Here is a 585-nt window from a genome sequence, read left to right on the forward strand (position 1 = left end):
AACGCCACCTTTTTGGTTTGCAACACTCCAAACAATCATGTCGATTTACCTAAGCTAACCCAACTTCGACCAAAATCCGTTCCGCAACGCGGTCTAGAGGTAGGTCTTCAGTAGAAATGCCAGCTTTTGCTACAGCTTGAGGCATACCATATACAACACAACTATCTTCGTCTTGCGCCCAAATGGTCGAACCCGCTGTTTTTAACATGCGAGAACCTTCTCGACCATCAGCACCCATACCGGTCAGTATCATAGACAACACTTTATCGCCGTAGATCTTAGCTGCAGAACCAAAAGTGACATCTACACAAGGCTTGTAGTTCATTCGGTCACCACCATCGATAATCTTCAGACGCGCCGAACCCGGGCGACCATCAATCATCATTTGCTTTCCGCCTGGAGCAAGATAAGCCACCCCAGGTTTCAACAGGTCTCCGTCTTGAGCTTCACGAACTTCAATCTTACACAAGGTATTCAAGCGGCTAGCAAAAGCAGCGGTGAACGTTGCTGGCATATGCTGCACTAACACAATCGGATGCGGGTAGCTGGCAGGGATGCGTGTCAAAATTTTCTGTAGTGCAACTG

1 protein-coding gene is annotated in these 585 nt (G+C 48.0%); it reads right to left on the bottom strand.

Translation table 11 applies throughout. The features are described from left to right. Positions 1 to 49: 49 nt before the first annotated feature. A partial coding sequence (locus tag AB4653_RS24285; protein WP_372105515.1) for a chemotaxis protein CheB occupies positions 50 to 585 on the bottom strand: 536 nt, incomplete at its 5' end.

The sequence above is a fragment of the Vibrio sp. 10N.222.48.A3 genome, assembly GCF_041475345.1.
Lineage (GTDB): Bacteria > Pseudomonadota > Gammaproteobacteria > Enterobacterales > Vibrionaceae > Vibrio > Vibrio tasmaniensis_A.